Origin of the sequence: Kosakonia sp. S57 (genome assembly GCF_016516575.1) — a bacterium.
Lineage (GTDB): Bacteria > Pseudomonadota > Gammaproteobacteria > Enterobacterales > Enterobacteriaceae > Kosakonia > Kosakonia cowanii.
In genome coordinates, this window is sequence record NZ_JACVUL010000001.1 from 185,110 (window position 1) to 207,646 (window position 22,537).

The following is a 22,537-nucleotide window of genomic DNA, read 5'->3' on the forward strand; positions in this document are numbered from 1 at the left end:
CCCCATTTTGGCGCAGCGCGCCCTGAAAAGAGGCAGCTGGCCTGATTTTTGCGCAGACGCGATGAGCTTCGGAATAAGTGGCAGTGATTGAAAGTAAACTCTGATAACATTCCTGCATCTTTCACCCCATTAAGTGGCTGCGACTATGAAATTTGTCTCGTTCAATATCAACGGCCTGCGCGCCAGACCCCACCAGCTTCAGGCAATCGTCGAACAACACCAGCCCGATGTGATTGGTTTGCAGGAGACGAAAGTCCATGACGATATGTTCCCCCTCGAAGAGGTGGCGCGTCTCGGTTACAACGTCTTTTATCACGGCCAGAAGGGTCACTACGGCGTGGCGTTGCTGACCAAAGAGACACCGGTTCTGGTGCGTCGCGGCTTCCCGGAAGATGGCGAAGAGGCACAGCGTCGCATCATCATGGCGGAGATCCCCTCCCCGCTTGGCAATATCACGGTAATTAACGGCTATTTCCCGCAGGGCGAAAGCCGCGACCATCCGACCAAGTTTCCGGCAAAAGAGAAGTTCTACCAGGATCTGCAACACTTCCTCGATAACGAACTGAAGCGCGAGAACCCGGTGCTGATCATGGGCGATATGAATATCAGCCCGACGGATCTCGATATCGGCATCGGGGAGGAGAACCGCAAGCGCTGGCTGCGTACCGGTAAATGTTCTTTCCTGCCGGAAGAGCGTGAGTGGATGGAACGCCTGAAAAACTGGGGGCTGGTGGATACCTACCGCGAAGCCAACCCGGACACCACGGATCGCTTCTCATGGTTTGATTACCGCTCAAGAGGCTTTGATGATAACCGCGGGCTGCGTATCGATCTGCTGATGGCGAGCCAGCCGCTGGCGGAGCGCTGCATTGAGACCGGCATCGATTACGATATCCGCGGCATGGAAAAACCCTCTGACCATGCGCCGGTCTGGGCAACGTTTAAACTCTGATGACGCAGAAACCAAAGAGTATCGACGTGGTCGCCGCCATCATTGAGCGCGACGGCCATATTCTGCTCGCGCAACGCCCGCCGCACGCGGATCAACCCGGTTTATGGGAGTTCGCGGGCGGCAAGGTGGAAGCGGGCGAAACACAGCCGCAGGCGCTGGTGCGCGAATTGCGTGAAGAGTTGGGTATCGAGGCGGTTCCGGCGCGCTTTGTTGCCAGCCATCAGCGGGAAGTCTCCGGGCGGCTGATTACGCTTCACGCCTGGCACGTGCGCACCTTTGCAGGCGAGCCAACGCGCCATTATCACAGCCAGCTTGCGTGGGTGACACCCGCCGACGCGCTCACCTATGCGCTGGCTCCGGCGGATATCCCCCTACTGGAGGCGTTCAGGGTTTTACGCGACGCCACACCAGCGGGTTAGTGGAAATCGTGCGTTCATCGCGCTGGCACTGCAGCAGCACCCCTTCCATTTTGATCACAGCCCCTTCGCTGTAATTTTGATTGCCGTAGACGCAGCACTGCATGCAGGGCTGTGTCGTTTGCGTCTGCCCGCCGCTGCTGAATACTTCAGCCGGCACATTCACTTCCACACCCGGTGACGGGTAGCGATCCGCCAGCGCGCTGCCCGATGCGATCAGCAATAACGCGGCGGCAACGCCTGTAAATCGGCTCATAGCCTCTCCTTTTTGATTGACTGCACTTATTACTATAACGGATCTATTTTCCGGGACTTTAGTTTCCCGCTTCATCGTTTTTCATTATGACCGTAAACAGGTTCTTAATTTATCTGATGAGCGAGATTTTCCCTTGCGGCGTGGCCTGTCGCCGATGTTATAGTCGAAAAGCGCCCGTTTTTTGCGCATTGCAAACACAACAACACTCATCAACATAATAAGAGACGCTTATATCTATGGATCAGACCCCCTCTCTTGCAACATTCCTCGACACTGTTCATCAACGCGATCCGCACCAGCCGGAGTTCTCCCAGGCCGTTCGCGAAGTGATGAGCACCCTCTGGCCCTTTCTTGAGGCCAACCCGCGCTACCGTCAGCTTTCGCTGCTTGAACGTCTGGTTGAGCCGGAGCGCGTGATTCAGTTCCGCGTCGCCTGGGTAGACGATCGTAATCAGGTGCAGGTTAACCGCGCGTGGCGCGTACAGTTCAGCTCCGCCATCGGCCCCTATAAAGGCGGCATGCGTTTTCACCCCTCGGTAAACTTATCGATCCTCAAGTTCCTCGGCTTCGAACAGACCTTTAAAAATGCCCTCACCACGCTCCCGATGGGCGGGGGTAAAGGCGGCAGCGATTTCAATCCTAAAGGCAAAAGCGACGGTGAAGTGATGCGCTTCTGCCAGGCGCTGATCACCGAGCTTTATCGCCACCTTGGCGCAGACACCGATGTGCCTGCCGGCGATATCGGCGTAGGCGGGCGTGAAGTGGGCTTTATGGCCGGGATGATGAAAAAGCTCTCCAACAACACCGCCTGCGTCTTTACCGGAAAAGGCCTCTCGTTTGGCGGCAGCCTGATCCGCCCGGAAGCGACCGGCTACGGCCTGGTCTACTTCACCCAGGCGATGCTGGAGCGCCACGGCCTTGGCTTTGAAGGGATGCGCGTGGCGGTTTCCGGCTCCGGTAACGTTGCCCAGTACGCGATTGAGAAAGCGATGTCGCTCGGCGCGCGCGTGATTACCGCCTCTGACTCTGCGGGAACGGTGGTTGACGAAGCGGGCTTCACGGCGGAAAAACTGGCGCGCCTGTGCGAGATCAAGGCGAGCCGCGACGGCCGGGTCGCCGATTATGCGCGGGAGTTTGGCCTGACCTATCTGGAAGGGAAACAACCGTGGTCAGTGCCGGTCGATATCGCGCTGCCCTGCGCCACGCAGAATGAGCTGGACGTTGAGGCCGCGCAGACGCTTATCGCCAACGGCGTCAAAGCGGTAGCCGAAGGGGCAAATATGCCGACCACCATCGAAGCGACGGATCTGTTCCTCGACGCGGGCGTGCTGTTTGCCCCGGGCAAAGCGGCGAATGCCGGCGGTGTCGCGACATCGGGTCTGGAGATGGCGCAGAATGCAGGACGCATCAGCTGGAAAGCCGACGAGGTGGATGCCCGTTTGCAGCACATCATGCTGGATATTCACCAGGCCTGCGTGGAGTACGGCGGCGAAGAGAAGCAGACGCATTACGTGCGCGGTGCGAATATCGCGGGCTTTGTTAAAGTCGCCGACGCGATGATCGCCCAGGGCGTGATTTAACCGCCGCGCATTGCCGGATGGCGGCGTAAACGCCTTATCCGGCCTACGGGTTAGCACGCTGTTGTAGGCCCGATAAGCGCAGCGCCATCGGGCAATTTGCAGAACCGGTGCGGAGTGCCGGATGGCGGCATAAACGCCTTATCCGTCCGACGGGTTAGCACGCTATTGTAGGCCTGATAAGCGCAGCGCCATCAGGCAGGGTATCAGATACGGTGCAGAATGCCGGATGGCGGCATAAACGCCTTATCCGGCCTACGAGGTGGCACGCTTTTGTAGGCCCGATAAGCGCAGCGCCATCGGGCATTGCTGACGGAATTACGAGGCAGGCGCTTCCGCCGCGGGCGGGCGTTTCTTACTCTTTCCTTTGGCGAAGGATTTTTTCTTATCGCCGCCGGGTGCCACCAGGCCGCGGAACTGCCGTACCGGGGTGCTGCGCGCCTGGTGGATCAACTCATGCAGCGTGCCGACCAGCGGCTGCATAAAGTCCTGGTAGCGACACTCTTTTTCGCTGATCTGCGTCAGCACCGACTCCCAGTGCGCGGTCATATCGGGTCGCGCCGCCATCTCCGGCAGCGAGTGGATCAATGCCCGTCCTGCATCGGAAGAGTGAATATAGCGCCCTTTCTTCACCAGAAAGCCGCGCTTAAACAGCAGTTCGATAATGCCCGCGCGCGTCGCTTCGGTGCCTAATCCATCGGTGGCGCGCAGGATCTTTTTCAGATCTTTATCCTGCACAAAGCGCGCAATACCGGTCATCGCAGAGAGCAGCGTCGCATCGGTGAAGTGGCGCGGCGGCTGCGTCTGGCGCGCCACCACTTCGCCCTTCTCACACAACAATTCATCGCCCTTTGCTACCACCGGCAGCGGCGTGCCGTCATCATCTTCATCGCGCTCTTTCGCACCGAGCAGCGTACGCCAGCCCGCTTCCGCCAGGAAACGCGCTTTGGCGATAAACTTGCCGTTAGCGATATCGAGATCGATCTGGCACTTGCGGAACACCGCATCCGGGCAGAACTGCATCAGATATTGCCGCGCAATCAGGTTGTAGACTTTGGCTTCGTTATCGCTAAGGCTCACCTTCGAGCTGCGCGCGGTCGGAATGATGGCGTGGTGAGCATCCACCTTTTTATCATCCCAGCAGCGGTTGCGCGTATCGGGGTTAACCACCGGTTGCGGCAGCAGATCGGCGGCATGCACGCCAATCGCGTTCAGCACCGCATGGCGACCGGCGAAATGCTCCTCCGGCAGATAGCGGCTGTCGGAGCGCGGATAGGTAATTAATTTGTGGGTTTCATACAGCTTCTGGCAGATATCGAGCACATTCTGCGCGCTCAGGCCAAAACGCTTCGCCGCCTCAATCTGCAGTGAGGAGAGGGAGAACGGCAACGGTGCCAGTTCTGATTCCCGTTTATCGTTATAGGCGGTGACCATCGCCGGTTGACCGCTAATGCGGTTAACCACATGCTCCGCGAGCGCGCGATGGAGCAGGCGCCCCTCTTCATCCTGGTAAGGCTCACAGGCATCGCTCGGCTGCCAGAGGGCGGTAAACCGCTCCCCGGCGGGCGTCACAATGTGCGCTTTCACTTCAAAAAAATCTTTCGAGACGAAGTTCTCAATCTCTTCATCGCGCCGCACCACTAGCCCCAGCACCGGGGTCTGGACACGCCCAACGGAGAGCACCCCCTGATAGCCGGCGTTGCGGCCTAAAAGCGTATAGGCGCGGGTCATATTAATGCCGTAAAGCCAGTCTGCGCGGGCGCGGGCCAGCGCCGAGACGCAGAGCGGAATAAACTCGCTGTTGGCGCGCAGCCGCCCAATCGCTCTCTCCACCGCCTGCGGGTTGAGATCGTTAATCAGGCAGCGCTGCACATGCTGGCGCTTTTCCGCGGGCAGTTGCAGGTAGTCAATCACTTCATCCACCAGCAGTTGCCCTTCGCGATCCGGGTCACCGGCATGCACCACTTCGTCGGCGTCGGCAAGCAGACGCTTAATAACATTGATCTGCTTGAGCACCGACGGGCGCGGCTGCAGCTGCCACTTCTCCGGCACAATGGGCAAATCCGCCAGGTTCCAGCGCGCATAGCGGCTGTCATAGACATCCGGCTGCGCCTGCTCCAGCAGGTGACCAATACACCAGGTCACCACCTGGCCATTACCGCACTCAATGTAGCCATCGCCTTTGCGATGCGGCTTGGGCAACACATCGGCAATGGCGCGCGCCAGACTGGGCTTTTCGGCAATAAATAACCGCATCGACTTATCGGATCTCAATCATCGGGCGACCGCCGCGGGCGGTGACCAGCTCGCCAATGGCGCTCAGTTCAATACCATACTCCGCCGCCGTGGCTTTCACCTGCGCTTCGGCCTCCGGCGTCACCGCCAGCAGCAGACCGCCGGAGGTTTGCGGATCGCACAGCAGATTGCGCACCGCGTCCGGCATTTCGCCCATCAGATGGCCGTAGCTGGCAAAGTTACGCTGCGTACCGCCCGGCACCGCGCCCTGAGCAATGTACTCCTCCACGCCAGGCAGCTTCGGCACGTCGGCGTAGGTAAGTTGCGCCTGCACGCCCGCGCCCTGGCACATCTCGCTCAGGTGGCCCAGCAGACCAAAGCCGGTGACGTCGGTCATCGCTTTCACACCCTCAATATCGGCAAAGGCCGCACCGGCGAGGTTCATCCGGCACATCACCTCCGTCGCCAGCCCGACATGCTCCGGCTTAAGCAGGGATTTCTTCTCCGCGGTGGTCAACACGCCAATACCCAGCGGTTTGGTGAGGAAGAGTTTACAGCCCGCCTGCGCGGTGCTGTTCTTCTTCACGCGCTCGGTCGGCACCACGCCGGTGACGGCGAGGCCAAAAATCGGTTCCGGGGCATCGATTGAGTGGCCACCGGCCAGCGCAATCCCCGCCTGCTGGCAGGCAAAACGCCCGCCTTCGATCACTTCACGGGCAACCTCCGGCGGCAACTTATCAAGTGGCCAGCCGAGGATAGCGATCGCCATGATCGGTTTGCCGCCCATCGCGAAGACGTCGCTGATGGCGTTTGTTGCAGCGATGCGGCCAAAGTCGAAGGGGTTATCGACAATCGGCATAAAAAAGTCAGTGGTGCTGATAACGCAGGTGCCATTGCCAAGGTCGTAAACCGCGGCGTCGTCACGCGTCTCGTTACCAACCAGAAGGCTTGGATCGATGAACTTCGCCTGCTCGCTGTGCAGAATGGTATCCAGCACTTTGGGGGAAATTTTACATCCGCAACCGGCTCCGTGGCTGTATTGCGTTAAACGAATAGCTTGCTCGCTCATGGACATCTCCTGTCATTGCAATCGCGCTATGGTAGCGCCCAAACCGTAAGGTAGTAAGTGTGACAATCCGATTTCGCGCCCCGTTGCTCATTAAGCGAGCGAAAGAGTGATAATCGCTGGTTATCTTTTAAGCGTTCACACCGCAGCAGAACGGTGCAGGAGCGGTTTTGCGATTCACCGCAATGTTATTTTGCGCAGATTATGACAGAAATATGACAACAGCCACCTATGGCTGTTGCAGTCAAAAATCTAAGGAATCTCTAATGAAAAAAAGCCTTATCACCCTTTGCCTTGCGGGTTTACTTTCTGCCAACGCCTTTGCTCTTGTACCAACGGGAAATGATGCCACCACCAAACCGGATCTCTACTACCTGAAAAACGACCAGGCGATTGATAGCCTGGCGCTGCTGCCGCCACCGCCGGAAGTGGGCAGCATCGCTTTTCTCAACGATCAGGCGATGTATGAGCAGGGTCGTTTACTGCGCAATACCGAGCGCGGCAAGCTTGCCGCTGAAGACGCCAACCTGAGCAGCGGCGGCGTGGCCAACGCCTTCTCCGGCGCGTTCGGTTCACCGATCACCGAAAAAGATGCGCCGCAGCTGCACAAGCTGCTGACCAATATGATTGAAGATGCGGGCGATCTGGCAACGCGCGGCGCTAAACAGAAGTACATGCGCATTCGTCCTTTCGCCTTCTACAACGTGCCAACCTGCAATACCAAAGATCAGGATGAGCTGTCGAAGAATGGATCCTACCCGTCAGGCCATACGGCGATTGGCTGGGCTACGGCGCTGGTGCTGGCGGAAGTGAACCCGCAGCGACAGAATGAGATCCTCAAGCGCGGCTTCGACCTGGGCCAAAGCCGGGTGATTTGTGGTTACCACTGGCAGAGCGACGTGGACGCCGCGCGCGTTGTCGGCTCGGCGGTTGTCGCCACCCTGCACACCAATCCGGCGTTCCAGCAGCAGCTGCAAAAAGCCAAAGCGGAGTTTGCTGCAAGTCATAAGTAATCCTGCTGCCGGATGAGGGCAGCGTTTAATCCGGCCTGCAAACCAGCGTGGTGGCCCAGGCCGGATTAGCGTTTATCGCCATCCGGCAAAAGTGGCACTCAGAAGTGGGTAACGAACGGCGTATGATCCGGCACGGTCACCGTGGTAGAGGCTTTCAGCTGCGGGGTACCGAGGTAGAGGAAGCCGACAACTTGATCCAACTCACCACAGTTAAACGCCTGGCGAACCTCGGGGCTGTTGGTCAGCGGGCCGGTACGCCAGATGCCGTTAAAGCCCTGCGACAGAGCCGCCATCTGCATCGCCATCACCGCACACCCGGCAGAGAGCAACTGCTCCCACTGCGGCACTTTGTGGTGCTGCTGGCACTTTGCCACTACGGTGATAATCATCGGCGCACGAAACGGCGAGGTGCGCGCTTTCTCAATGCCTTTTTCATCCTGGCCCGCGGCACGCGCCGCCTGCTCCATTGTCTGGCTGAAGCGCTCGCGCCCTTCCCCCTCAATCACAAAGAAGTGCCACGGTTGCAGTGTGCCGTGGTCTGGCGCCCGCATCCCGGCACGCAGAATGTTATCCAGCTGTTCGCCTGCCGGAGCCGGCTCTGCCAGGCGAGAAGCACTGCGTCGGTTGACGAGAAGTTCAAGTGCGTCCATTAGTTAACCTCTTGTTGTGAAATTTGTTCATAAAATTAACATGGGCGTAGAAATTGTTACAGCGCCGGAGGCGATTCCTGCTGACAAGAGGCAGCGGGATAATTAGGATAACCACACTTTGCCGCTCGGGCAGCGGTGGCCGTTAACTCGCAGGGAGAATACATGCAAACCCTTTGGCGCATTATTGCCGGATTTTTTAAGTGGTGCTGGCGACTGCTGAACTTTACCCGCAACCTGGTGATGAACATTGTCTTCATCCTGCTGATACTGGTCGCAGTCGGCGTATGGGTGCAGATGAGTGACAGCAAAGCGGAGCACAGCGGGCGCGGTGCGCTGCTGCTGGATATCTCCGGCGTGGTGGTCGATAAAACCTCCGCCAGCGGTCGCCTCGGCGCACTGGGTCGCCAGCTGTTCGGCGCCAGTTCCGATCGTCTGCAGGAGAACTCACTCTTCGATATCGTCGAAACTATTCGTCAGGCACAGCAGGATCGCAACATTACCGGCATTGTGCTCGATCTGAAGAATTTCGCCGGTGCCGATCAGCCCTCGATGCAGTACATCGGTAAAGCGCTGCGCGAATTCCGCGACAGCGGCAAACCGGTCTATGCGGTGGGCGATAACTACAGCCAGGGTCAGTACTACCTTGCAAGCTTTGCCAATAAGATCTGGCTCTCGCCGCAGGGCGTGGTCGATCTGCATGGTTTCGCTACCAACGGCCTTTACTACAAAGCGCTGCTCGACAAACTGAAAGTGACGACCCACGTCTTCCGCGTCGGCACTTACAAATCCGCCGTTGAGCCGTTCATTCGCGACGATATGTCCCCTGCCGCGCGCGAAGCAGACAGCCGCTGGATCGGCGAGCTGTGGCAAAACTACCTCAACACCGTGGCGGCTAACCGCCAGATCACCGCCCAGCAGGTCTTCCCTGGCGCGCAAGCGATGCTCGACGGCCTGCGTAAAGTGGACGGCGATACGGCGAAATATGCGCTTGATAACAAGCTGGTTGATGAGCTGGGCTCTGCCGCTGACGCAGAAAAAGCGATGGTGAAACAGTTTGGCTGGAGCAAAGAAGATAAAAACTTCCGCGCCATCAGCTTCTATGACTATCAAACCAAAACGCCGGCCGACGTGGGCGGTACCGTGGCGGTGATCTTCGCTAACGGCGCCATCATGGATGGTGAAGAGACCCCGGGGAACGTGGGCGGTGATACCACCGCGGCGCAGATCCGCGATGCGCGTCTGGATGACAAGGTCAAAGCGATCGTCCTGCGTGTCAACAGCCCGGGTGGCAGCGTTAGCGCCTCCGAGGTGATCCGCGCTGAACTGGCCGCTGCCCGTGCGGCAGGCAAACCGGTTGTCGTTTCGATGGGCGGCATGGCAGCGTCTGGCGGGTACTGGATCTCAACACCAGCCAACTACATTGTTGCCAACCCAAGCACACTGACCGGCTCCATCGGCATCTTTGGCGTGATCAATACGCTGGAGAACAGCCTCGACAGCATCGGGGTGCATACGGATGGCGTTGCCACTTCGCCGCTGGCGGATGTGAGCATGACCAAAGCGCTGCCTGATGAAGTTCAGCAGATGATGCAGTTGAGCATCGAGAATGGCTATAAGCGCTTTATCACGCTGGTGGCGAAGTCGCGCAACAGCACGCCGGAGCAGGTGGATAAAATCGCACAGGGCCATGTCTGGACCGGTCAGGATGCGAAAAATAACGGTCTGGTCGATGCGCTGGGCGACTTCGATGACGCGATTGCCAAAGCCGCAGAGCTGGCGAAGCTGAAACAGTGGCATGTTGATTACTACGAAGAGGAGCCAGGCTTACTGGATCGCGTGGTGGACAGCATGACCGGCTCGGTGCGCGCGATGCTGCCTCAGGCGTTGCAGGCTTATCTGCCGGCTCCGCTGGCCAGCGCAGCGCAGGAAGTGAAAGCCGAAACGGATAAACTGGCGGTGTTTAACGATCCGCAGAACCGTTATGCGCTGTGCCTGAACTGCGCCACCGTTCGCTAATTTTCCTTACGCATCCCCTCCGCCGGAGGGGATTTTTTTGATTCAGTCAGAACCTACTTACCATGCAAAAAAAATCCATTTACGTAGCCTACACGGGCGGCACCATCGGCATGCAGCGTTCAGAGCATGGCTATGTGCCGGTTTCCGGTCATCTGCAGCGCCAACTGGCGTTGATGCCAGAGTTCCATCGTCCGGAGATGCCCGACTTCACCATCCATGAATATGCCCCGCTGATGGACTCCTCCGATATGACGCCGGAAGACTGGCAGCATATTGCGGATGATGTGAAAGCGCACTACGACGAGTATGACGGTTTCGTGATCCTGCACGGCACCGACACCATGGCCTACACCGCCTCCGCGCTGTCGTTTATGCTGGAAAACCTCGGCAAGCCGGTGATAGTGACAGGGTCACAAATCCCGTTAGCGGAGCTGCGCTCCGACGGGCAGATCAACCTGCTTAACGCGCTCTATGTGGCGGCGAACTTCCCGATTAACGAAGTGACCCTCTTTTTCAACAACCGTCTCTATCGCGGCAACCGCACCACTAAAGCCCACGCTGACGGTTTTGACGCTTTTGCTTCGCCGAACCTCTCGCCGCTGCTGGAAGCGGGTATCCATATTCGCCGTCTCGGCACGCCGCCTGCGCCGAGCACCGTGGGCGAACTGATCGTTCATCCGATCACTCCGCAACCGATTGGCGTAGTGACTATCTACCCGGGTATTTCTGCCGATGTGGTGCGTAACTTCCTGCTGCAGCCGGTAAAAGCGCTGATCCTGCGTTCATATGGCGTGGGCAATGCGCCGCAAAACCGCGAGTTCCTTAAGGCATTGCAGGAAGCGAGCGAGCGCGGCATCGTGGTTGTGAACCTGACCCAGTGCATGTCCGGCAAGGTCAATATGGGTGGTTACGCTACCGGTAACGCCCTCGCCCATGCGGGCGTGATTGGCGGCGCGGATATGACGGTCGAGGCGACGCTGACTAAACTGCACTATCTGTTAAGTCAGGATCTGGACGCAAATGCGATCCGCACCGCGATGACGCAAAACCTGCGCGGTGAACTGACGCCGGACGAGTAAGGAGTTAACGATGAAAGCACGCGCTCTGCTGCTGGTCGATCTACAAAACGATTTTTGTGCTGGTGGCGCGCTGGCCGTTGAGGGCGGCGACAGCACTGTGGATGTGGCAAACACGCTGATCCCGTGGTTTAAAAGTCGCGGCGAACCGGTGCTTACCAGCATGGACTGGCATCCGGCCAGGCACGGCAGTTTCGCCAGCCAGCACGGCGTTGAGCCGTTTGTTACTGGCGAGCTGGAGGGGTTGGCGCAGACCTTCTGGCCCGATCACTGTGTGCAAGGGAGCGAGGGCGCGGCGCTGCATCCGCTGCTCGATCGGCAGGCCATCGATGCGGTGTTCCACAAAGGGGAAAACCCGCGTATCGACAGTTATAGCGCCTTTTTCGATAACGGCCACCGTCAGCAGACGGCGCTTCACGACTGGTTGCAGGCGCATGGCGTTCGCGAGCTGGTGGTGATGGGCTTAGCCACCGATTATTGCGTGAAGTTTACGGTGCAGGATGCGCTACAGCTTGGGTATGAAGTGAGTGTGATTACCGATGGTTGTCGCGGTGTAAACCTGCATGCCGACGACAGCACGCAGGCGTTTATGGCAATGGCAAGCGGCGGCGCAACGCTCTATACGCTGGCGGACTGGCTGGAAACGCACGGGTAAGTGTTGCTGATTCCCGTGCACTGCCTGATGGCGGCTGCGCCTTATCAGGCCTACAAAAGCATGCCCCCGTAGGCCGGATAAGGCGTTTATGCCGCCATCCGGCAATCCGCGCCGGGTCCCAAAACCTGCCTGATGGCGCTGCGCTTATCAGTCCTGCAAAAGTGTGCCACCCCGTAGGCCGGATAAGGCGTTTACGCCGCCATCCGGCAGATCGTCAGGATTTGAAGGTGGCGATCGGTTTGGGGGTGATGCCAAACTCCTCTTTCAACTGCTGTTTGCTCTTCATCACCATCTGCCCGTTGGTATCGATGGTCATATGTTGCGCCTGCACGTTATTGCGCGCCTGCCACAACATCACCAGTTGCAAACTGTTCTCTTTCTGCTCCGGCGTCAGCGCCACGCCGTCGGGCCATTTTCCCAGCTCAACTGCCGTCGCCAGACGCTGGTAAATCTCCGGCGTCATATTGCTCACGATCTCATCAATATTCATCTTACTCTGCTCTCTGGAATAATAGCTGAATCGATTTTTCAACCGCGGGTCTGGTCGCCATTCTCTTCATCGGTAAAGCTCAGCGACGCAGAGTTGACGCAATAACGCTCGCCGGTTGGCTGCGGGCCGTCCGGGAAAACGTGCCCCAAATGCGCATCGCACTTGCCGCAGCGAATTTCAACGCGCTGCATGCCGTGGGAGTAATCATTGATATAACGAATTGCCTCTTCGCTCACCGGCTCATAAAAACTCGGCCAGCCGCAGCCAGAATCATACTTGGTCTCGGCGCTGAAGAGCGCGGCATCGCACACCAGGCAGTGGTAGACGCCATCGCGCTTGTTGTGCAGCAGGCGTCCGCTAAAGGGCGGCTCGGTGCCGTGATTTTGCGTTACGTAGAACTGCATTTCGGTCAGATCGTTTTTCAGATCGTCCTGGGAGGAATTGTTCGCCATTTGTTTACATCTCGCGGTCATGATTCGACAACTTATCACCCTGATTCTAACAAAACATTAACACTCAGGGCTCGACTTTTGTTCTAAACTTAGCAGTTGCGATAAAGCAGCCAGGGAATTGTGATGAGTCTCACACTTTTATCTTTAGTGACCTTTAAAATCTTGGGCGGCACCCCATATGGGGAAGATGCTCAAAGGGAAAGTGAGATTAATCAGTCTGACCACGGACATGCGGATGATTGATTTGTCGCAATGATTGACACGATTCCGCTTGACGCTGCGTAAGGTTTTTGTAATTTTACAGCCAACCTTTTATTCACTAACAAATAGCTGGTGGAATATATGACTATCAAAGTAGGTATCAACGGTTTTGGCCGTATCGGTCGCATTGTTTTCCGTGCTGCTCAAGAGCGTTCTGACATCGAAATCGTTGGTATCAACGATCTGTTAGATGCGGATTACATGGCGTACATGCTGAAGTACGACTCCACTCACGGTCGTTTCAACGGCACCGTTGAAGTGAAAGACGGCCACCTGGTTGTTAACGGCAAAACCATCCGTGTTACTGCTGAGAAAGACCCGGCTAACCTGAAGTGGAACGAAATCGGCGTTGACGTTGTTGCTGAAGCTACCGGTATCTTCCTGACCGACGAAACTGCTCGTAAGCACATCACTGCCGGCGCGAAAAAAGTTGTTTTGACCGGTCCGTCCAAAGACAACACTCCGATGTTCGTGCGTGGCGCTAACTTCGAGAAATATGCAGGCCAGGACATCGTTTCCAACGCTTCCTGCACCACTAACTGCCTGGCTCCGCTGGCGAAAGTTATCAACGACAACTTCGGCATCATCGAAGGTCTGATGACTACCGTTCACGCGACCACCGCAACTCAGAAAACCGTTGATGGCCCGTCTCACAAAGACTGGCGCGGCGGCCGCGGCGCAGCTCAGAACATCATCCCGTCCTCTACCGGCGCTGCTAAAGCAGTAGGTAAAGTTCTGCCGGAACTGAACGGCAAACTGACCGGTATGGCGTTCCGCGTTCCGACTCCGAACGTATCCGTTGTTGACCTGACCGTTCGTCTGGAAAAAGCAGCGTCCTACGAAGAGATCAAGAAAGCCATCAAAGCCGCTTCTGAAGGCGAAATGAAAGGCGTTCTGGGTTACACCGAAGACGACGTTGTTTCTACCGATTTCAACGGCGAAATCTGCACTTCCGTGTTCGATGCTAAAGCTGGTATCGCACTGAACGACAACTTCGTGAAACTGGTCTCCTGGTACGACAACGAAACCGGCTACTCTAACAAAGTTCTGGATCTGATCGCTCACATCTCCAAATAAGTTGAGATGGTAAGCTTTCTGAAAGGGCGACTTCGGTCGCTCTTTTTTTGTTTTGAAGACAGAGGATTGCGTTAATGATTACTAAAATTTTTGCACTTCCGGTAGTCGAACAAATCACGCCGACGCTCTCGCGCCGCACGCTGGATGAACTCGACGTGCTGGTTGTCGACCATCCGCAGGTGAAAGCCGCGTTTGCTTACCAGGGCGCGCATCTGCTGTGCTGGAAACCACAGGGTGAAGAAGAGGTACTGTGGCTGAGCGGCAATACGCCGTTTAAAGAGGGTGTGGCGATCCGCGGCGGCGTGCCGATTTGCTGGCCGTGGTTCGGCCCGGCGAAAGAGCAGGGTCTGCCAGCGCACGGTTTTGCCCGCAACCTGCCGTGGGCACTGCAGGCGCATAACGAAGATGAGAGCAGCGTGGTGCTGACCTTCGAACTGCAGAGCAGCGACGCGTCGCGCCAGCACTGGCCGCACGACTTCACCCTCTTCGCCCGCTTCAAGCTGGCGGCAACCTGCGAAATGGAGCTGGAAGCGCACGGTGAGTTTGAAACCACCTCTGCGCTGCACACCTACTTTAACGTTGGTGATATCGCAGATGTCAAAGTAAGCGGCCTCGGCGATCGCTTTATCGATAAAGTGAACGACGCCAAAGAGGATGTGCTGACCGACGGCGTGCAGACCTTCCCGGATCGCATTGACCGCGTCTACCTCAACGCCGAAGGTTGCAGCCTGATCCACGACGCGAAGCTGAATCGCGCGATCGAAGTGACTCATCACCACAACGCTAACGTCGTTGCCTGGAACCCGGGCCCGGCGCTCTCTGTCAGCATGGCCGACATGCCGGATGATGGCTATAAAACCTTTGTCTGCGTCGAGTCGGTCAATGCGACCGTGGCGCAGAAAGCGAGCGAAGAGAAACCCTCCCGCCTTGCGCAGACCATCCGCGTCGTTAAACGCTGATCGCCGTGCTTCCCCTCTCCCGCCGGGAGAGGGAATTGCCTGCCTTACACCACATCAAGCGGGGTTTTCCCCTTCGGCGCCGGAAACGCCGCGTCGAGCTGTCGCATTTCGTCATCATTGAGCACGATAGCGAGCGCTGCGGCATTCTCTTCCACATGCTTAATGCTCGATGCTTTCGGAATCGCCATCACGCCCTGATGATGGATCACCCACGCCAGTAAGATTTGCGCCGCGCTGGCGCGATGCGCTTCGGCAATCTGTTGCACCACGCGGTTTTCCATCAGCCCGTCGCGCAGCCGCCCGGCCTGGGCCAGCGGGCAGTAGGCCATTACCGGCATCGCCTGCTGCTGGCACCACGGCAGCAGATCGTATTCAATACCGCGCGAAGCAAGATGATAGAGCACCTGGTTGGTGGCGCAGGCATCGCCGCCGCTCACCTGCATCAGCTCCTGCATATCGCCGTAATCGAGATTGGAGACGCCCCAGCGGCGGATTTTCCCCTGCTGAATGAGCGTCTCCATCACCTCAACGGTTTCCGCCAGCGAATAGTTCCCGCGCCAGTGCAGCAGGTAGAGATCGAGCGCGTCGGTTTTCAGCCGTCGCAGGCTCGCTTCGCAGGCGGCAATCGCCTTCTCACCGCCCGCGTTCCATGGGTAGACTTTCGAGACCAGAAACACCTTGTCGCGCAGGCCACCCTGCAATGCCTCGCCGACCACCTCTTCTGCCGCGCCATCGGCATACATCTCTGCGGTGTCGATAAGCGTCAGGCCAAGATCGATGCCCGCGCGTAGTGCAGCAACCTCCTGCTGCCGGGAACGGGCGTTTTCACCAATATACCACGTGCCCTGCCCAATGGCGGGCAGTAGCGTGCCGCCGAGACGTACCGTTTTTTCTGCCATCTTCTCCTCCTGGGTTGAACGCACCACCATAAAACAAAACAGGGCCATAGGCCCTGTTGGAATGCACAACATGCACTGTAGACGTGCACAATCAGAAGCGGTAGGTCACACCCGTTGAGAGCAGACCAGACCAGGATTTATCCACCATCGGGCTGTCTTTGATCTCATCAGAGAGGTGCGAGTAGCGGCCAGTGCCGTAAACGCTCCAATTGTCCGCGAAACGGTAGCTGACGGTCAGCTCAAGATACGGATCCCAGCTGCTGTCGGGATCGTAGATCGACAGCCCGCTGCGGCGCGATTCTGAACGTGATACGCCGTAGTAGTATTCGTTCTGGTTATCGCTGCTCCACTCGACGCCGATACCCGGCGTCACGGTCAGACCGCCGTTGGTGTAGTTGTAAAGCCAGGCCAGATCCCACACCACACCATTGCTGTTATCCAGCACGTCACCGGCAAGGGTGGTGCGCAGGAAACCATACTGCGTGTTATGGATATAGCTTAAACCGGCCATTGCCGTTGATTTGCGGCGATCCAGCTGGCGCAGCTGGATGTTGTCGCTATCTTTCGGCTTGAACTGCCAGGGTGAATAGAATGCCATCACCGACAGTTTGTCCGCTTCGTCATTCCATAAGTAGTAGCCGCCGCCGATGCCGCGGAACCAGAAGTCATCGCTCTCATAAGTTACAACCGGAAGCGGCGTGACGCGCGTGTCGTACTCCTTATAAGGAGACTCCATCACGCCCACACCCGCGCCGAGAGAAAAATTGCTTTCTGCATTGGCCGCGCAGGCAGAGATCGCCGTCACTACGCCCAGTGCCAGGAGTTTGAATTTGGTCACAGTCCTTTCTTTCCTGTTCGTCAAATAATTGGCGGATGAAGTGTAGTCGCCCCGCGCACCCCGCCCAACTCTTTTTGTCTGAAGATTACAAAAAATTAACTTTCTACTCTGAAGCCGGGTTATGACGCTCCCATTACAGCGTTATGAAACAACGATGAAAGCGCTGGCTGCGGCTTATGACAAAAACAGGATTTTTAGGATGAGTTATTGATATGCCATTGAAATTGGTTTTGGGGCGCATGCAAGATTTGCAAAGCCTTCTACGCTTAAATTAAGAAGATGATTTACCTGATCCGCGCTCAGTTGTTGGCATGCAACCTGGCACAAGGGTTGCTCGGTGACTAAATGCGTCGTTCAGCTAACGCTTCCGGGAGCCTCCATTACTCATACGAACGGCTCTTAACCTGTGCTAAAAAACGAAAGGACGCATACAACAATCAATGGGAACACTTGTGAAAAGACAAAAAAGAGGCCATAAGCCTCTTTTGTTATAATGAGCATTAACCTTTCGGTGGGTAAGGATCCTTCCCATGTGAGTCACTATCTCGAATCTGTCCGTTAGGGCGATGAATAACTAATTCACTCCCCTGATTACGAGAAATAACTCGCCCAGCATTTATAGCTTCTTGCTGAGTACTGTGAGTTGAAGTCACTCTTTCGTTGCCAGCACCTCTGACAGCCCATTGTCCGTTGTGAGGCACTACATGTTGGTTTTTACCCATAATGTTACTCGCTACATGAAGTACACCATATGGTGTCACCTTTAATTATAGACACTATATGTTGCGTTACGCTTGCTTGAAATCACATTTTTAGTACTCAACCGTCACTACCTCACAAATAACCGTTGTACCGTTCCATTCATCTCTGTAGATACTGGTATCAATTCCGACCCTAGGTTGAAACGTGTACCCCATGTCATTAACAAACTTCTGGTACTTAGCTGTTTATACTTAAGCGTCATAGTACCTATGTCCAGAGTACTTAAACCCTGCCGAACCCTGTAGTACTATCCGTGCCCCATAGGATGCAAAGGTACTTGCATGTTCAATCACCTTGTTTTCAAACTCACTACCCTTATAGCGGCCTTTAAACGCTTTTGAGGTACTGATCTTACCGAATGGTGGATTGCCATAGGCAACTTGATAGAAACGGTCTGGCGAGTACTGAAGCACATTCCCTGTGATCCATTCTGCTTCTGGTAGTACCCTCTTTCCGATCATCACGTACTCTGGATTGAGTTCAACGCATGTAATGTGCGTAGGTCTATTCCTTAAGTACTGGTAGTAACTGAGGCGACCAATACCAGCACAAAGTTCAATACAGTAACCACTACAACCCGCATCAAGAACAAATCCCATGGAAGCATCTCAGGTGTGAAGAAAGCCCCGTTCGAACCTATACCATCCCCCGATAGTTATTAAAAATAAATTCTTTATCGTCATATGTGAGTTGCTTATCAGAATGTACTAACTCCATCACCCTATTATGATTAGCAGATTCCTTTTTTGTGACTCTTGCCATAAAATACCCTTGTGAAAAATCTTTGGGTATTTAATAAAAAATAACTAGCGAGGGTAATTATGGAAAGGAACTGGAAACCATTACTTGTATTAGTATTATTTGTTTTAGCAGTCTTTGGTCTGCTAAGAATATTTTGGCAAACACCAATGTTTGCTTTGGGTTCTATATCATTAGTGTTAACAGTATTAGCCGGTACGAACTTTGTTGCTAATAACCTTCAAAAACTTGTATTGAAAAATGGTGGGAATCCAATAGATATTTGGTGCGTATGTAGTATTGTGATAGCAGTAGTATCCATTTTCTTTGCATGGCATTTTGACTATGCTAGCTCTGATGAATCTATCTATTATTGTATCTTAATCGTATTTTTGACAGTAATAGTATTAATAGACATGAAAATAGGGAATAGGAAGGGAAATAAACTCCAAGTGGAAATTTATGATATTCATGATGAAAATGATGAAATTACCTTTAAAGCAAAAATAAACAGAAAAGCCCCATAAGGGGCTTTCTTAGCTTCCACCAACCATCAAAAGCAGTACTTGCAAGAGTTGCCCTAGTGGTACTTGTATCACTACAATACCAAAAGCATCAAGTACTGGTACTATGATCCAGTTGTAAAGGATGATAAGGGTAATCACGAATCCAAGAGCATTACGCCAATGGAATGATACCTTTTCAATCTCTTCTTTGTTTGTTTCAATCTGCCCTTCGGCATTTGTTTTACTTACTTCAGATTCAATTGCTTTTCTTTTGATAAAGAAATCTAAACCCTTAGAAAGTAGTTCTACTATTACACCAATCATTCAATGATCCCCACTGCGTATACATGAAAGTGTTTACCTTTTACGAATAGCTTTTTATAATCGATTACAAAAACGGGTAATACCTCACCCTGTAATTCCCATTCGAGTACTTCACCATCTTTAAAGGATTGCTTTTTTTCAAAAATAACATTCATATAGCTATCAATTTCATGATTACTATTTTTAATGATTTTTTGAAACTTTTTGCCAAGGAACATTTTATTCAATGGCAATGAATTACCATCTGGCGTAATGCCATCTAAAGTAATTTCACTTGTTAATTCTTCATAATGTTGTTCAAAATTCATATCAATTCCTTTTTAGTGCAAATGATCCCTGAATCCCTGACATTACTACACGGAAACCTGATTCAACTTCACCATAGAAATCGTAAATCATTTTGCGTTGTTTCTGTTCACGTAGACCAATTACACGTTTAGTTTTCTTCTTAGTATCTTTCTTACTCGTATCGATCAAACGCTCTTTACCATTCTTCGCTTTAACAATTTTGAATCTTCCACTTGATAAGTTCTTTTTCAGTCCTGAAATGTTACCTTGCTTAGTGAGTTTAGCTAAACTGGTAGGAATGAATTTATCAATTGCTTTTGCTTTAACGATAACTTCATATAGATACTTTGCTTGCACATCCTTCACAAGGATTGAACATTGTACTGAATCAGTACTTTTTTTCTTATACAGAAATAGTATTGAACGTTGTGTGAAGTTAACAGCACCTTTATCTACAGAATTATTCAAATCTACTTGTACTTTTTGGGATAGGGTACGCGACCGTTTAATTATTTCATTTTGGAACTGTTTCTTTAACTTTGTCCCTGTCGTTTGTATATAGGTTCTAGTCCTTCCTATCCCATTTATTCCGCTTGCCATATATTTACCTTACTCCTAATATATCTATTAATTGTTGTAGTATTCTGAATAGATCTAGTCGGTCTTTAGGTAATCTTGCTTTACTCAAAATAGCTTTATTCAAATTATCTGGATGCAAACCAAAATAGCAAATCAATGCTGTTTCTAAAATCGTAGCATCAGCATCTGATTTAAAACAATATAAAATGTTTTTAGTATATTCCATACCAGAATCAATCATTGCATTGACCGATTTACTACTACCTGTATATTTTTCCCAATCTGATTCTATGGAAGTACTCTTGAGTTCTCGAATATGACGTACTTTCTTGTATATCATTTTCTTACCTAGATAGTACTCTCCCGTATCTGGAAACTCTATTAGATAGACGAATGAAGTATAGTTACCATCATTTACATCTGAGATATCCCATTGGGTAGGATCAAACATTTCCCATTTTTTATTAATTCGCTGTGCCATAGATAAATACCATTATAATTATTTTTACTAAGGTATTTATCTATGAGTGATTTAAAAACGAGATTAAAAGAGCATGAGGGTACTATTGCATACCAAAAGAAAATAGGTTACTACCGTGATGGTAAGTTTTATGTATATAAAGATTCACTAGGGTATCCAACGATTGGTTATGGTCATTTATTAACATATGGTGAAAGCTATCCCAATGGGATTACTGATGCAGAAGCCGAGAAACTACTAGACCGTGATATTCAAACTGCTATTCATAATGTAGAAACCCTTAACATCTGGCTTCCAACTGACTGGCGTGATTTCATGGTCATTATGGTATTTCAATTAGGACTAGGTGGCGTTCAGAAGTTTCAGAAGATGTTAAAGGCACTAAGGGAAAAGAATTACCCTGAAGCAATCAAACAAGCTAAAGATTCACTATGGTATAAACAAACTCCAAAACGTGTAGATCAAATGATCGCAGCGTTAACTAACAAATAAAAAAAAGGCAAGTACTTAATAGTAACTTGCCCTTTTTCATTCTTATTGTTTCTGTTCAAGAATTGTAATAATCTTTTCAATCTTCACATCTAAATCATGTATCTGAGCTTCGAGTTTAGATAGTGAATCTCTCATTTTATCCTGATCCGATTCAATACGGGAGATACTTGCTTCTTGTACTGCCTGTTTAGTTTCAATTTCACTAACACGGCAAAGTAAATCATCAGTATCTTTAGTATTATCACGGAAGATAGTATATAGAAATACACACCCAGAAATAACAAGGGCTAAAATAGTACCAATATCCATTAGTGTATATTCCTTGCTGTAATTATTATAATGTATTTATTATTAGTATCCGGTAAACGTTGCCAAAGCAATTTGTACACCATTATTCCCCATTGCCTGAGTATATGATTTTTGTAATCTATTAATGTACTGAAAACTAAATGAAGTACTTGAATTACGTCTAATTACAATTCCTGAGTAACCTAATGCCGCACCATCATCAGATAGGTTACCTGGACATTGTGACCAACAGAACCACGGATTAGGAACCGGTGACGTAAAATTAACTACACTTGCAAGGTTAACCCCTGGACCAGCAGATAAAAAACCCACAATTCTAGGCATAGTTGCAGCACTGGCAGCAGACCAAATCAAACCACCTGATGCATTAAACACATCAAGATAACCACTAGTAGGAGCAGTTGTATGTGAGCTTGTCATAAATCTACCAGTATTGGGCATGAACATAGAAGCCCCTGGAAAACACCATGCTCCATCTGTTTGTAACTGGAACCAGTACTGATAAACATCCCTATTCGTGATGATTGAGCTATTCAAGAAACCAAGTGAGCCACCATTACCAAAGGCACACGTTAGACCTGTATAGTAACCATAGTCAGTTAAACCACCCATAGCTTTTACGAAACCAGTTAGTATTGATTTGTTACTACTATCGATTGTAAGAGCCCCCGCTGAATTATAAACTTCAAAACCTGCCATATTACACATCCCACTTATAAACATTAAAGGCATAAGTGCCAGATGGTGGAAAGTTAGTAGGCATATAAACAGCCGTGAATGAACCATTATTACAGAATGCCGACCAATCATTAAAGACATCATTAGCAGGGGCATAGTGTACAAACCATCCAGTAGTTCTCATTCCCGGTACTGCTATTGTATATGTAGGTACACCTGATGCAGAAGTAACATAATGTGTACCCAAATAACGAATATTGTAATCACCGAGATCTACTATTAGATTCCCTGCACCATCCCAACATTGTAAACCTTGTGCCATAGTTAATCCTTATTCATACGTACCCTTAGCTTCCCTTCTGAGTCGTATACTTCAATATGTTTTTGAGTAATGACAATGTGTGGAGGGCTAACTACAGTACTTTTATAAATGTAATTGGTAGAATGTTTGATATTCATTTTATTATTCCTATGTATAGAGGATCGGTGTGC

General features: G+C 52.4%; 27 protein-coding genes. 11 read left to right on the plus strand and 16 right to left on the minus strand.

Features of this window, described 5'->3' with window-relative positions:
• The first annotated feature begins 145 nt into the window (after positions 1-145).
• Together xthA and IAE48_RS00925 are read left to right on the plus strand one after the other, a co-directional pair.
• Positions 146-952 (plus strand): exodeoxyribonuclease III, encoded by an 807-nt coding sequence (gene xthA / locus IAE48_RS00920; protein WP_042713114.1) that lies wholly within the window; start codon positions 146-148, stop codon positions 950-952.
• Positions 952-1,371 carry a pyrimidine (deoxy)nucleoside triphosphate diphosphatase gene (locus IAE48_RS00925; RefSeq protein WP_200133146.1) on the plus strand — a complete coding sequence of 140 codons (420 nt, stop codon included), beginning with the start codon at positions 952-954 and terminating at the stop codon, positions 1,369-1,371. Before xthA ends, IAE48_RS00925 begins: the two co-directional genes overlap by 1 nt.
• Here IAE48_RS00925 and IAE48_RS00930 read toward each other — a convergent pair.
• The gene (locus IAE48_RS00930; RefSeq protein WP_200133147.1) at positions 1,337-1,624 is read right to left on the minus strand and encodes a YnjH family protein; all 288 of its coding nucleotides are present in this window, start codon (positions 1,622-1,624) and stop codon (positions 1,337-1,339) included. The two genes, IAE48_RS00925 and IAE48_RS00930, sit on opposite strands and share 35 nt — an antisense overlap.
• Before the next feature lie 236 nt (positions 1,625-1,860).
• Between IAE48_RS00930 and gdhA the strand changes: the two genes are divergently transcribed.
• Positions 1,861-3,204 (plus strand): NADP-specific glutamate dehydrogenase, encoded by a 1,344-nt coding sequence (gene gdhA, locus IAE48_RS00935; RefSeq protein ID WP_200133148.1) that lies wholly within the window; start codon positions 1,861-1,863, stop codon positions 3,202-3,204.
• A gap of 315 nt (positions 3,205-3,519) precedes the next feature.
• On the opposite strand, the gene IAE48_RS00940 is transcribed toward gdhA, so the two are convergent.
• A complete protein-coding gene (locus IAE48_RS00940; RefSeq protein WP_094420109.1) occupies positions 3,520-5,457 on the minus strand; it encodes a DNA topoisomerase III in 1,938 nt (645 codons plus the stop codon).
• Between the two features lie 4 nt (positions 5,458-5,461).
• Complete coding sequence (gene selD / locus IAE48_RS00945) at positions 5,462-6,505, minus strand: selenide, water dikinase SelD (protein WP_200133149.1); 1,044 nt, start codon at positions 6,503-6,505, stop codon at positions 5,462-5,464.
• A gap of 263 nt (positions 6,506-6,768) precedes the next feature.
• Here selD and phoC point away from each other — a divergent pair, with 263 nt between their 5' ends.
• Positions 6,769-7,515: an acid phosphatase PhoC gene (phoC, locus tag IAE48_RS00950; protein ID WP_042712399.1), complete on the plus strand. Its 747-nt coding sequence runs from the start codon at positions 6,769-6,771 to the stop codon at positions 7,513-7,515.
• A 98-nt stretch (positions 7,516-7,613) separates the two neighbouring features.
• Here phoC and IAE48_RS00955 read toward each other — a convergent pair whose 3' ends face one another.
• Entirely contained in the window at positions 7,614-8,165 is a 552-nt protein-coding gene (locus IAE48_RS00955) for an NAD(P)H nitroreductase (RefSeq protein ID WP_200133150.1), read from the minus strand.
• A gap of 162 nt (positions 8,166-8,327) precedes the next feature.
• Between IAE48_RS00955 and sppA the strand changes: the two genes are divergently transcribed.
• The 3 genes from sppA to pncA all read left to right on the plus strand — a co-directional run bounded on the left by sppA (position 8,328) and on the right by pncA (position 11,912).
• On the plus strand, positions 8,328-10,181 hold the full coding sequence (sppA, locus tag IAE48_RS00960) for a signal peptide peptidase SppA (RefSeq protein ID WP_094420113.1): 1,854 nt from the start codon (positions 8,328-8,330) through the stop codon (positions 10,179-10,181).
• A 62-nt stretch (positions 10,182-10,243) separates the two neighbouring features.
• Positions 10,244-11,260, plus strand: a complete 1,017-nt coding sequence (ansA, locus tag IAE48_RS00965) for an asparaginase (RefSeq protein ID WP_023481446.1) — start codon at positions 10,244-10,246, stop codon at positions 11,258-11,260.
• 10 nt (positions 11,261-11,270) lie between these two features.
• Entirely contained in the window at positions 11,271-11,912 is a 642-nt protein-coding gene (gene pncA, locus IAE48_RS00970) for a bifunctional nicotinamidase/pyrazinamidase (RefSeq protein WP_200133151.1), read from the plus strand.
• A 214-nt stretch (positions 11,913-12,126) separates the two neighbouring features.
• Here pncA and IAE48_RS00975 read toward each other — a convergent pair whose 3' ends face one another.
• Complete coding sequence (locus IAE48_RS00975) at positions 12,127-12,402, minus strand: YeaC family protein (RefSeq protein WP_023481791.1); 276 nt, start codon at positions 12,400-12,402, stop codon at positions 12,127-12,129.
• Between the two features lie 38 nt (positions 12,403-12,440).
• On the minus strand, positions 12,441-12,854 hold the full coding sequence (gene msrB / locus IAE48_RS00980; protein WP_054802950.1) for a peptide-methionine (R)-S-oxide reductase MsrB: 414 nt from the start codon (positions 12,852-12,854) through the stop codon (positions 12,441-12,443).
• A gap of 342 nt (positions 12,855-13,196) precedes the next feature.
• Between msrB and gapA the strand changes: the two genes are divergently transcribed.
• Positions 13,197-14,192, plus strand: coding sequence for a glyceraldehyde-3-phosphate dehydrogenase (gapA, locus tag IAE48_RS00985; RefSeq protein WP_042714614.1), 996 nt, complete (start codon positions 13,197-13,199; stop codon positions 14,190-14,192).
• Between the two features lie 74 nt (positions 14,193-14,266).
• On the plus strand, positions 14,267-15,151 hold the full coding sequence (locus IAE48_RS00990; RefSeq protein ID WP_200133152.1) for a D-hexose-6-phosphate mutarotase: 885 nt from the start codon (positions 14,267-14,269) through the stop codon (positions 15,149-15,151).
• Between the two features lie 44 nt (positions 15,152-15,195).
• On the opposite strand, the gene IAE48_RS00995 is transcribed toward IAE48_RS00990, so the two are convergent.
• The 3 genes from IAE48_RS00995 to IAE48_RS01005 form a co-directional block, all read right to left on the minus strand.
• Entirely contained in the window at positions 15,196-16,050 is an 855-nt protein-coding gene (locus tag IAE48_RS00995; RefSeq protein ID WP_200133153.1) for an aldo/keto reductase, read from the minus strand.
• A gap of 91 nt (positions 16,051-16,141) precedes the next feature.
• Positions 16,142-16,888 (minus strand): MipA/OmpV family protein, encoded by a 747-nt coding sequence (locus IAE48_RS01000; RefSeq protein WP_200133154.1) that lies wholly within the window; start codon positions 16,886-16,888, stop codon positions 16,142-16,144.
• Between the two features lie 500 nt (positions 16,889-17,388).
• Positions 17,389-17,610, minus strand: a complete 222-nt coding sequence (locus IAE48_RS01005) for a DUF2188 domain-containing protein (RefSeq protein ID WP_200133155.1) — start codon at positions 17,608-17,610, stop codon at positions 17,389-17,391.
• Positions 17,611-18,471: 861 nt separating this feature from the next.
• Between IAE48_RS01005 and IAE48_RS01010 the strand changes: the two genes are divergently transcribed.
• Positions 18,472-18,915, plus strand: coding sequence for a hypothetical protein (locus IAE48_RS01010; protein WP_200133156.1), 444 nt, complete (start codon positions 18,472-18,474; stop codon positions 18,913-18,915).
• A gap of 9 nt (positions 18,916-18,924) precedes the next feature.
• Here IAE48_RS01010 and IAE48_RS01015 read toward each other — a convergent pair whose 3' ends face one another.
• Genes IAE48_RS01015 through IAE48_RS01030 form a run of 4 tightly spaced genes read right to left on the minus strand, consistent with a single transcriptional unit; the run spans position 18,925 to position 20,566 of the window.
• Entirely contained in the window at positions 18,925-19,218 is a 294-nt protein-coding gene (locus IAE48_RS01015) for a hypothetical protein (RefSeq protein WP_200133157.1), read from the minus strand.
• Positions 19,215-19,526, minus strand: coding sequence for a hypothetical protein (locus IAE48_RS01020; protein ID WP_064360455.1), 312 nt, complete (start codon positions 19,524-19,526; stop codon positions 19,215-19,217). The genes IAE48_RS01015 and IAE48_RS01020 overlap by 4 nt, the downstream gene beginning before the upstream one ends.
• A gap of 1 nt (position 19,527) precedes the next feature.
• Positions 19,528-20,106: a hypothetical protein gene (locus tag IAE48_RS01025; RefSeq protein WP_200133158.1), complete on the minus strand. Its 579-nt coding sequence runs from the start codon at positions 20,104-20,106 to the stop codon at positions 19,528-19,530.
• Positions 20,107-20,110: 4 nt separating this feature from the next.
• Positions 20,111-20,566 carry a hypothetical protein gene (locus tag IAE48_RS01030; RefSeq protein ID WP_200133159.1) on the minus strand — a complete coding sequence of 152 codons (456 nt, stop codon included), beginning with the start codon at positions 20,564-20,566 and terminating at the stop codon, positions 20,111-20,113.
• Positions 20,567-20,608: 42 nt separating this feature from the next.
• Between IAE48_RS01030 and IAE48_RS01035 the strand changes: the two genes are divergently transcribed.
• Positions 20,609-21,058 (plus strand): glycoside hydrolase family protein, encoded by a 450-nt coding sequence (locus IAE48_RS01035; protein WP_200133160.1) that lies wholly within the window; start codon positions 20,609-20,611, stop codon positions 21,056-21,058.
• Between the two features lie 42 nt (positions 21,059-21,100).
• On the opposite strand, the gene IAE48_RS01040 is transcribed toward IAE48_RS01035, so the two are convergent.
• Genes IAE48_RS01040 through IAE48_RS01050 form a run of 3 tightly spaced genes read right to left on the minus strand, consistent with a single transcriptional unit; the run spans position 21,101 to position 22,367 of the window.
• Positions 21,101-21,367 carry a hypothetical protein gene (locus IAE48_RS01040; RefSeq protein ID WP_200133161.1) on the minus strand — a complete coding sequence of 89 codons (267 nt, stop codon included), beginning with the start codon at positions 21,365-21,367 and terminating at the stop codon, positions 21,101-21,103.
• A gap of 42 nt (positions 21,368-21,409) precedes the next feature.
• Positions 21,410-22,066, minus strand: a complete 657-nt coding sequence (locus tag IAE48_RS01045; protein WP_200133162.1) for a hypothetical protein — start codon at positions 22,064-22,066, stop codon at positions 21,410-21,412.
• A gap of 1 nt (position 22,067) precedes the next feature.
• The gene (locus tag IAE48_RS01050; protein WP_200133163.1) at positions 22,068-22,367 is read right to left on the minus strand and encodes a hypothetical protein; all 300 of its coding nucleotides are present in this window, start codon (positions 22,365-22,367) and stop codon (positions 22,068-22,070) included.
• Between the last annotated feature and the right edge of the window lie 170 nt (positions 22,368-22,537).

Bases quoted from the DNA above. Each gene is read 5' to 3' on its own strand.
- xthA (WP_042713114.1), top strand. From the start codon at position 146: ATGAAATTTGTCTCGTTCAATATCAACGGCCTGCGCGCCAGACCCCAC.
- IAE48_RS00925 (WP_200133146.1), top strand. From the start codon at position 952: ATGACGCAGAAACCAAAGAGTATCGACGTGGTCGCCGCCATCATTGAG.
- IAE48_RS00930 (WP_200133147.1), bottom strand. From the start codon at position 1,624: ATGAGCCGATTTACAGGCGTTGCCGCCGCGTTATTGCTGATCGCATCG.
- gdhA (WP_200133148.1), top strand. From the start codon at position 1,861: ATGGATCAGACCCCCTCTCTTGCAACATTCCTCGACACTGTTCATCAA.
- IAE48_RS00940 (WP_094420109.1), bottom strand. From the start codon at position 5,457: ATGCGGTTATTTATTGCCGAAAAGCCCAGTCTGGCGCGCGCCATTGCC.
- selD (WP_200133149.1), bottom strand. From the start codon at position 6,505: ATGAGCGAGCAAGCTATTCGTTTAACGCAATACAGCCACGGAGCCGGT.
- phoC (WP_042712399.1), top strand. From the start codon at position 6,769: ATGAAAAAAAGCCTTATCACCCTTTGCCTTGCGGGTTTACTTTCTGCC.
- IAE48_RS00955 (WP_200133150.1), bottom strand. From the start codon at position 8,165: ATGGACGCACTTGAACTTCTCGTCAACCGACGCAGTGCTTCTCGCCTG.
- sppA (WP_094420113.1), top strand. From the start codon at position 8,328: ATGCAAACCCTTTGGCGCATTATTGCCGGATTTTTTAAGTGGTGCTGG.
- ansA (WP_023481446.1), top strand. From the start codon at position 10,244: ATGCAAAAAAAATCCATTTACGTAGCCTACACGGGCGGCACCATCGGC.
- pncA (WP_200133151.1), top strand. From the start codon at position 11,271: ATGAAAGCACGCGCTCTGCTGCTGGTCGATCTACAAAACGATTTTTGT.
- IAE48_RS00975 (WP_023481791.1), bottom strand. From the start codon at position 12,402: ATGAATATTGATGAGATCGTGAGCAATATGACGCCGGAGATTTACCAG.
- msrB (WP_054802950.1), bottom strand. From the start codon at position 12,854: ATGGCGAACAATTCCTCCCAGGACGATCTGAAAAACGATCTGACCGAA.
- gapA (WP_042714614.1), top strand. From the start codon at position 13,197: ATGACTATCAAAGTAGGTATCAACGGTTTTGGCCGTATCGGTCGCATT.
- IAE48_RS00990 (WP_200133152.1), top strand. From the start codon at position 14,267: ATGATTACTAAAATTTTTGCACTTCCGGTAGTCGAACAAATCACGCCG.
- IAE48_RS00995 (WP_200133153.1), bottom strand. From the start codon at position 16,050: ATGGCAGAAAAAACGGTACGTCTCGGCGGCACGCTACTGCCCGCCATT.
- IAE48_RS01005 (WP_200133155.1), bottom strand. From the start codon at position 17,610: ATGGGTAAAAACCAACATGTAGTGCCTCACAACGGACAATGGGCTGTC.
- IAE48_RS01010 (WP_200133156.1), top strand. From the start codon at position 18,472: ATGGAAAGGAACTGGAAACCATTACTTGTATTAGTATTATTTGTTTTA.
- IAE48_RS01015 (WP_200133157.1), bottom strand. From the start codon at position 19,218: ATGATTGGTGTAATAGTAGAACTACTTTCTAAGGGTTTAGATTTCTTT.
- IAE48_RS01020 (WP_064360455.1), bottom strand. From the start codon at position 19,526: ATGAATTTTGAACAACATTATGAAGAATTAACAAGTGAAATTACTTTA.
- IAE48_RS01025 (WP_200133158.1), bottom strand. From the start codon at position 20,106: ATGGCAAGCGGAATAAATGGGATAGGAAGGACTAGAACCTATATACAA.
- IAE48_RS01030 (WP_200133159.1), bottom strand. From the start codon at position 20,566: ATGGCACAGCGAATTAATAAAAAATGGGAAATGTTTGATCCTACCCAA.
- IAE48_RS01035 (WP_200133160.1), top strand. From the start codon at position 20,609: ATGAGTGATTTAAAAACGAGATTAAAAGAGCATGAGGGTACTATTGCA.
- IAE48_RS01040 (WP_200133161.1), bottom strand. From the start codon at position 21,367: ATGGATATTGGTACTATTTTAGCCCTTGTTATTTCTGGGTGTGTATTT.
- IAE48_RS01045 (WP_200133162.1), bottom strand. From the start codon at position 22,066: ATGGCAGGTTTTGAAGTTTATAATTCAGCGGGGGCTCTTACAATCGAT.
- IAE48_RS01050 (WP_200133163.1), bottom strand. From the start codon at position 22,367: ATGGCACAAGGTTTACAATGTTGGGATGGTGCAGGGAATCTAATAGTA.